Origin of the sequence: Micromonospora sp. U21, assembly GCF_018070045.1 — a bacterium.
Lineage (GTDB): Bacteria > Actinomycetota > Actinomycetes > Mycobacteriales > Micromonosporaceae > Micromonospora.
This window is the reverse complement of record NZ_JAGPYK010000050.1, coordinates 22098-28814: the sequence shown is the minus strand read 5'-3', so window position 1 is coordinate 28814 and position 6717 is coordinate 22098. Positions and strand designations below refer to the sequence as shown.

Sequence of the window (6717 nt, the reverse complement as noted above, 5' to 3'; positions counted from 1 at the left end):
CGATTGCGGACATGATGTCAGCATATGCTGACGCCGACCGATTCGTCAACATGTGCTGACGAGGGGTGCTGCGACGCACGCTCACCAGCCGCGATCCGCGCGCGGCGGAGCGTGACCACCCAGCAGTAGCCCTCGGAGTGTCCGGACATGCCGAGAAGCGGATGCGGGGCATGAGATCACCAAGGATGATCGTTATGGTGACGGCATGGCAACTGGTTCTCGTCTTGCTGTGGTGTCCGGTGGTGGCACCGGCATCGGTAAGCAGATCGCTCGCATGTTCGCCAGTCAGGGCGATCGGGTAGTCGTCATCGGCCGGCGGGAGGAGCTGCTGCGTCAGGCGCGCGCTGAGATCAACGAAGCCACCGGGGCGGATCACGTGATTCCGGTCAGTGCGGACCTGACCGATCCGAAGCAGGTTCGTGGTGCCGCCGCGCGGATTGCCGAGCTGGGCGCTGTCGACGTACTGGTCAACAACGCGGGGGCGATCATCAGGCCGCCGGCGGACGAAAGCCTCGAAGCGCTCGCGAGGTCGTGGCAGCATGACCTGAACATCAACCTGCTCACCGCGGTACTGCTGACCAACGCGCTCCTGCAGCAGCTGAGCCGGCCCGGCGGCCGCCTCATCATGGTGAGTTCCGCGGCCGCGCAACGTGGAGGGGCCGGGTCGCACTCAGCCGGCTCATACGCTGCGGCGAAGGCGGCCCTGCACGGATGGGCCTTGGGCCTGGCTCGCCAGCTCGGCAAGGACGGCATCACCGTCAACGTCCTCGCGCCCGGCTATGTCCAGGAGACCGACATCTTCCACGGTCAGGACACCGCAGACTTCGTGACGGCGAAGGTGGCTGAAACCCTCGTCGGACGGGCCGGAACACCCGCTGATGTAGCAGCGGCCATCCGCTACATCTCCTCACCGGACGCCGGCTACCTGACTGGGCAGATCATCGGTCTCAACGGCGGTGCCGTACTCGGCCGTTGACGGCAAACACCCTCAATCACAACCGCCCGGATTTGCCGCGATCCGCGCGCTGCGGAGCGTGATCGCCCAGCAGGAGCCCTTGGAGTTTCCGGACATGCCGATGTGCGCGTGTTGGAACCGAGGTAGTCGACCCGATTACTCAGGCCGTGCAGCACGCGGGGCGCATGCTGAATGTCCGCGGGTCAGCGCCCGGTTGGGAACAGCGCGCTGAGCCGCGGCAGGCGGCGGCCCGTCTCCGCCTCGTCGTCGAAGTCCCACTCGTCCCCAGTGGGCGCCGGGTCTTCCGGATATTCGTGGTGGAGTGCCCGCAACGCGTCGATGATGCCCTCGCTCTCACCGGTCGCCGTGTCATACGCCTGCCGGCTGACATAGTTCAGCGCCTCCCACTCCGGCCAGTCATCGTCGGTCCTCCGGTCTATTCTCATCGCGGCCAGCCGGCGCACCTGAGGGACATCGGCGAGCGCGTCGGGGTCGGCGACCACGCGGTCGAAGCTGTCCCGGCCGAGACCGACCAGCCACGGTAGGAAGTACCAGAAGCCGTCACCGGAGCACAGGCCGGACATGATCCGATAGGCGGCGGCCCACACCGTCCACGTTTCGGCCCGGCGGCGTGCGGCGGTGAAGGCAATGTCGAACTCCACGATCTCGGCCGGCGTCCGGGCCGCGAGCCGACGCTCGATCCACCCCGCCCGATCCGCCTGCCCCGCAGACTCCTCGATCAACTCCCAGAAGCCGGTCACGTCCAGACGATAGCTGTGATCAAGAAGCAGCACGCCGTGGGATGGTCCGAACGACGTGCCATCCGTAATCGAGTCGGCGGAGTCACGGTGGAGCTGACGACCAGGCGCACCCGGGACAGCGTCCGACGTCCGCAACTGCCGATGAGCGCGCATTGGATCATGGTGGACGGCGCGGGCGATCGTCGCTGCTACGAGGCAGCTGGCGCGGGGATTGTGGCGGTTGACGCTGGGCTCGCGGCCAAAGCGGCTCGGCGTTATGTTGATCGTGAGTCAGGCGTCACCCGCCACGTCAACGGAGGTCTGCTGATGGCTGACAGCATGGTCCGCGTGATGACATGGAACATCTGGTGGAGGTTCGGGCCGCGCTGGCAAGATCGGCAATTAGGCATCCGAGCGACGCTCGAAAAGTTTCGTCCCGATGTCGTGGCGCTTCAGGAGGTCTGGGCAGGCGACGGGACGACTCAGGCGGACGAGCTGGCGGAGGCGCTACAGATGCACGCGGTGTTCGCCTCGCCGTCCTACCCTCCTGCCCCGAACGATCCGGCCACGGCCGACTGGGCCGGGATCGATCTCGGGATTGCGGTGCTGAGCCGGTGGCCGATCATCAGTCATGAGACAGCGGTGATGCCCGCCCGGCACCGTAGCTGGGATCCAGTCGCGCTCAACGTCCGGGTAGATCACCCGAGCGGGCCGCTGACCATCGTGGCGGCCTGCCTCGACTACGGCGTTCCCTTTACCGACGACCGCATTGCACAAGGGGCTTTCGTGGCTGATCTGGCCACGGACCCGCGCTTCGACGGAGCCTGTCCGGTCTTGCTGATGGGTGACCTGAACGCGGCGGTCGACTCTCCGGTCCTGCGGCGGGCACGAGATGTGCTGATCGACGCCTGGAGCGCCGGCGGGGGATCAGCCGACGCGGTCACCCTGCCGTCGACCCATCCGTCTGCACCGTTGGAAGCCGGACCTCAGATGGTGGACCAGCGCATCGATCACATCTTCTTCCGCCCTGGGCGGGAGGACCAAAAGGTTCTGGTGGAGGGTGTGCACCTGGCTGGCGAGCCAGTCGGAGGCGTCCATCCCTCCGACCACCTGGCCGTGGTCGCAGACCTGCGCTGGCGGGGCTGAAGTAGGTCCTATGCGCGGTCCGACATCCGCTCATGCCGCGATCCGCGCGTGGCGGAGCGTGACGGCGGCGGCTACCGCTCGGCATCCTGATCTGCCGAAAGTAGTGCGTTGATCGATTCTGGGGCCAGCCTGCCGCTCGGGCAGCCTGACCCCAGAGCAACTCCCACGATCAGCCGGTGGTCAGGGTGTTGCCGAGCAGGAACAACAGGCGGTCCCAGTGTTGTTGCAGCGCGGCCGGGTCGAACGCGTCGGTGTCGGACATGGTGAAGCCATGGATGGTGCCGGGATAGATTTCGGAGGTGTAATTGACGCCCGTGGCATTCAGGGTCTCGTTGAGCTCCTTGAGGGCGCCAGGGGTTATGTCGCCTTCGGCGTGACCGAAGTGGAGCTGGGCGGTGAGCTTGGAGAGGACGTCCGGCCCGTCGGCGCCTACGGGGGCGTGGAATCCGGCAACAGCAACCACCTGGTCGGGGTGGGCCGCAGCGGTGCGTACCGCCATGAGGCCGCCTATGCAATAGCCGGTCACCGCGACCGGTCCGGTACTGACCTCGGGTTGGGTGGTGAGGAACCTGAGATAGGCGTCGGCGTCGCTCAGGGTTCGTTCGGCGGTGTGCGCCTTGATCATGGGCATGAGGTGGGCGAAAATCGTGGGCCGGGCGTCCTCTCCGATGTGCTCGGGAAGCGCGATCACGGGTGCCGGGCCGTGCCGATAGAAGACGTTCGGGATGAGCACGTAGTAGCCGTGCTCGGCCAGTTCACAGGCCATCTGCCGCAGCACGGGCCGGATGCCGAAGCCGTCCGGGTACATCAGCACTCCCGGGCGTCGCCCGCCGGTGTCGGGGAGAGCAGCGAACGCGTCGGCTTGGCCGTCCGCAGTGGGGATGTGCAGCATCTTGGTCGGCATGACTTCTCCTGTCGTCGTTGAGGCCGCGAGCCTTGGTCAACACGACGGAGGTGGAGCCCGCGCAGAAGTGCAGGACTCCCGATCCATGAGCGGGCCGGCACCGGCCCGTACGGGGCTCAGAAGGGCACCGGGTCACCAATCCGTGCGTGGCGCGATGCCGTCCCGGTAGTCATGGCTCATAACCTAGCCGACCGAATGAGGACGGATCCAGCCGCCGGTCCGTACGTCCGCATCTGCCGCGATCCGCGCGCTTGCCAGGTGGTGCGGGGATCAGGTCTATCCGGCTGGAGTGTCGGCTTGGTAGCGAGAGCAGCCCCCGGGAGTATCTGCATTGATCGCGCCGAAAGCGGATCGTTGTCTGTCACGCCGTACTTTGTACTCGGCCTCATGCCGAGCGGGTGGCGCTGTCAGGCCGCCATGGCGGCTTCGCAGCGGCTGACCGAGGGGCTCGGGCCGGACAGGTCGCCCCGCGTGACGGCGGCGGCTACGACCCGTTCGGCGCGGCGGCGACGCATCCGCAGGACTGGCGCGCTCACGCCCTTCTCGGCAGCCAGGTGCTCGATCAGCGCGTCGCCGAACCGGGTGGCGCTGATCAGCTCAGCGGCTTCGACCGTGATCAAGCCGGCGGCGGCTGCCCGGCCGAGCAGCAGGTCCGGATGCCCGTACGGCATCCTTGGTGAGCGCGACCCGGTGGGCAGGTCCAGCGGCAGTTCCTCGCCGTCGTCGGTTTTGACGACCGCGGCGCCGGCGCGCCAGGCCGCCCAGCAGAGCCGCAGCCACAGTCGGGGCGGGGCGAGATCGGCACTGCGCAGAGGTTGCAGGAAGCCGGCCAGGACTTCGGAGTCGACGTCGTCGGCGTGACGCGCGTTGCCACGGCTGATCTTCGCGGCGAGGTGCGTCAGCGCGGGCAACGCCACGCCGATCGCGCCGACGACCCAGGCCGGTCCCCATTCGCGGGCGTGGTGAGCCAGCTGCCGCCACACCTCGTCGGTGGTGTCGCTGCCGTAGCGCTCGAACATGAGCAGCTTGCGCAGCTCGTCCAGCGGCATCGTGGTGTCTGGCAGGCCCGGCACCGGCCGGGCGTCGAACACCAGCGGTGCGGGTTCGCAGGTCAGCAGCTCGAAAGCCTTCTCAGCGGTGGTCAGAGCCGTGCTGGCCGTTGTCATGCGGGTGATCGTTGCCATGATGATGTCTCCCTTGACGGGTGCGCTTCGCCCCGTGCGAAGGCTTCGAGACCTTCGATTGGGACAGCGCGACCTGACACGACGAGCGTTTGTCAGACCCGGATAGGTCGTGACTGGTCGTGTCAGGTTCGCCACTGCGCTCACCACGCCGGCCTGTTGACGTTGCTGCCAGACCGGTCCGGATGACCGGTGCTGTCAGGTCAGGGGCGGGTTCGATCGGCCTGTCAGCGGCGCACTGGGAATCGTCAGTACGCCCGCCGGTCCGGGGGCCACCGCGCCCATGACCGACAGAAACCATCACCGCGCGCCGGTTCCCGTGGGGGACGTGGTGCCCGGCGACCCGCCCGTGCCGATCACTGTCTGGCCGGTCCCCGCCCCGCATCAGGGGGAAACCATGTCCAACGCGATGGGTGTGCGGTTGGTCCACAACCTCACCCACCCGTCCGACCTCATCGTCGATCTGGTCGAAGGACCGCAGTTGGCGCGCGCGGTCATCGCGGCGCACCGTCGTAGCCACCTGCAGGCGACCCGCCAGGTCGGCTGGGGCCGTGAGCCGGCGACGCTGATCGTCACTGGCTGGCCGGTTGCCGACGCCTCTGCGGTCGAGTTCTTCCTCCGCTGCCGCGCCCATCTCGTGCTGGGCGGCTGCGTGGCGGTGTTGCTGGCGCACGGCGACGTCGCCGTGCCGGTCGACGTCGTCATCGCCGCGAAGCGGGCCGGGCTGGCGTACCTGCAGCACATCGTGGCGGCAGACCGGCCGCCCCGGCGTGGCCAGCAGGCGCAGTTGGCGATCCACACCGACGTGCTGATCCTGACCCGCAGCGCGATAGAGGGCGGGAGCGCCGATGGCTGAGCGCCTGCCGATCACCTCGGTGTGGTTGACCTGCCAGATACCCGCCCGTGACCAGCGGCGAGGCCGCTACGTCCGGGAGACCTCTAGCCATCCGGCCAAGATGTTGCCTCACCTGGCCGCGTACGCGATCAGCGCATACACCGCGCCGGGCGATGTGGTGTTCGACCCGATGTGCGGGTGCGGCACCACGTTGGTGGAAGCCATGCACCTCGGCCGGCAGGGCATCGGAATCGACATCGAACCCTCCTACACCGCACTCGCCGAGGCCAACGTCGCCCTCGCCGCGTCGCAAGGCGCCGCGGGCACGGCCACGGTGATCGCCGGGGACGCCACCGATTTGCTCGACCTGGTGCCCGCGTCGGCGGCAGGCCGGGTCAGCCTCGTACTTACCTCGCCGCCGTACGGGCGCGGGACGCATGGCCTCGTACAGACGACAAGGAGCGGTGTACGCAAGCGGGACCACCTGTATGGGGACCGGGAGCGTGGCAACCTCGCCTATGCGGGATGGTCCCGCCTGCTCGACGGGTTCGCCTCCATCCTGTCCGCCAGCTACCAGCTACTGCGTCCCGGCGGAATCGTGGTGATCACCTCCCGACCGGTACGCCGCCAACGCGATGACCTGATCGACCTGCCCGGCGAGCTGCTCGCCGCCGCGCAATCGGCCGGGCTGGTCCCGGTGGAGCGGACGGCGGCGATGCTCGCCGCCGTCCGTGACGGGCAGGTCGTGCACCGGGCCAGCATGTTCGGGATGATGGCGGTCCGCCGCAGCCGCGACGACGGCATCCCCGTGCACCTGGTGGCGCACGAAGACGTGCTGGTCCTCCGCCGCCCTTGAGAGCCTTGCCATGTCCAGGAGTATCGGACCTGGAAAGGCCGACGCCGGAGAGGGCTTGACCAAGCCGCTGACGAGCTCAGCCAGGCGGGCCTCAGTCCCG

At 68.1% G+C, this 6717-nt stretch carries 7 protein-coding genes; 4 read left to right on the top strand and 3 right to left on the bottom strand.

The genetic code is table 11. From position 1 onward, the window contains the following. Nucleotides 1-205 precede the first annotated feature (205 nt). Nucleotides 206-976: an SDR family NAD(P)-dependent oxidoreductase gene (locus KBX63_RS33230; RefSeq protein WP_210918256.1), complete on the top strand. Its 771-nt coding sequence runs from the start codon at nucleotides 206-208 to the stop codon at nucleotides 974-976. A gap of 182 nt (nucleotides 977-1158) precedes the next feature. On the opposite strand, the gene KBX63_RS33225 is transcribed toward KBX63_RS33230, so the two are convergent. Beyond that, nucleotides 1159-1716 (bottom strand): DUF4240 domain-containing protein, encoded by a 558-nt coding sequence (locus KBX63_RS33225; RefSeq protein WP_210918254.1) that lies wholly within the window; start codon nucleotides 1714-1716, stop codon nucleotides 1159-1161. A 15-nt stretch (nucleotides 1717-1731) separates the two neighbouring features. Between KBX63_RS33225 and KBX63_RS33220 the strand changes: the two genes are divergently transcribed. Beyond that, the gene (locus tag KBX63_RS33220; RefSeq protein WP_210918251.1) at nucleotides 1732-2841 is read left to right on the top strand and encodes an endonuclease/exonuclease/phosphatase family protein; all 1110 of its coding nucleotides are present in this window, start codon (nucleotides 1732-1734) and stop codon (nucleotides 2839-2841) included. Nucleotides 2842-3010: 169 nt separating this feature from the next. On the opposite strand, the gene KBX63_RS33215 is transcribed toward KBX63_RS33220, so the two are convergent. Together KBX63_RS33215 and KBX63_RS33210 are read right to left on the bottom strand one after the other, a co-directional pair. Further along, nucleotides 3011-3745: a dienelactone hydrolase family protein gene (locus KBX63_RS33215; RefSeq protein ID WP_210918248.1), complete on the bottom strand. Its 735-nt coding sequence runs from the start codon at nucleotides 3743-3745 to the stop codon at nucleotides 3011-3013. A gap of 407 nt (nucleotides 3746-4152) precedes the next feature. Continuing rightward, complete coding sequence (locus tag KBX63_RS33210) at nucleotides 4153-4929, bottom strand: hypothetical protein (RefSeq protein WP_210918245.1); 777 nt, start codon at nucleotides 4927-4929, stop codon at nucleotides 4153-4155. 328 nt (nucleotides 4930-5257) lie between these two features. Between KBX63_RS33210 and KBX63_RS33205 the strand changes: the two genes are divergently transcribed. After that, entirely contained in the window at nucleotides 5258-5782 is a 525-nt protein-coding gene (locus tag KBX63_RS33205; protein ID WP_210918243.1) for a hypothetical protein, read from the top strand. Then, complete coding sequence (locus KBX63_RS33200) at nucleotides 5775-6617, top strand: TRM11 family methyltransferase (RefSeq protein ID WP_210918241.1); 843 nt, start codon at nucleotides 5775-5777, stop codon at nucleotides 6615-6617. The genes KBX63_RS33205 and KBX63_RS33200 overlap by 8 nt, the downstream gene beginning before the upstream one ends. The last annotated feature ends 100 nt before the right edge of the window (nucleotides 6618-6717 follow it).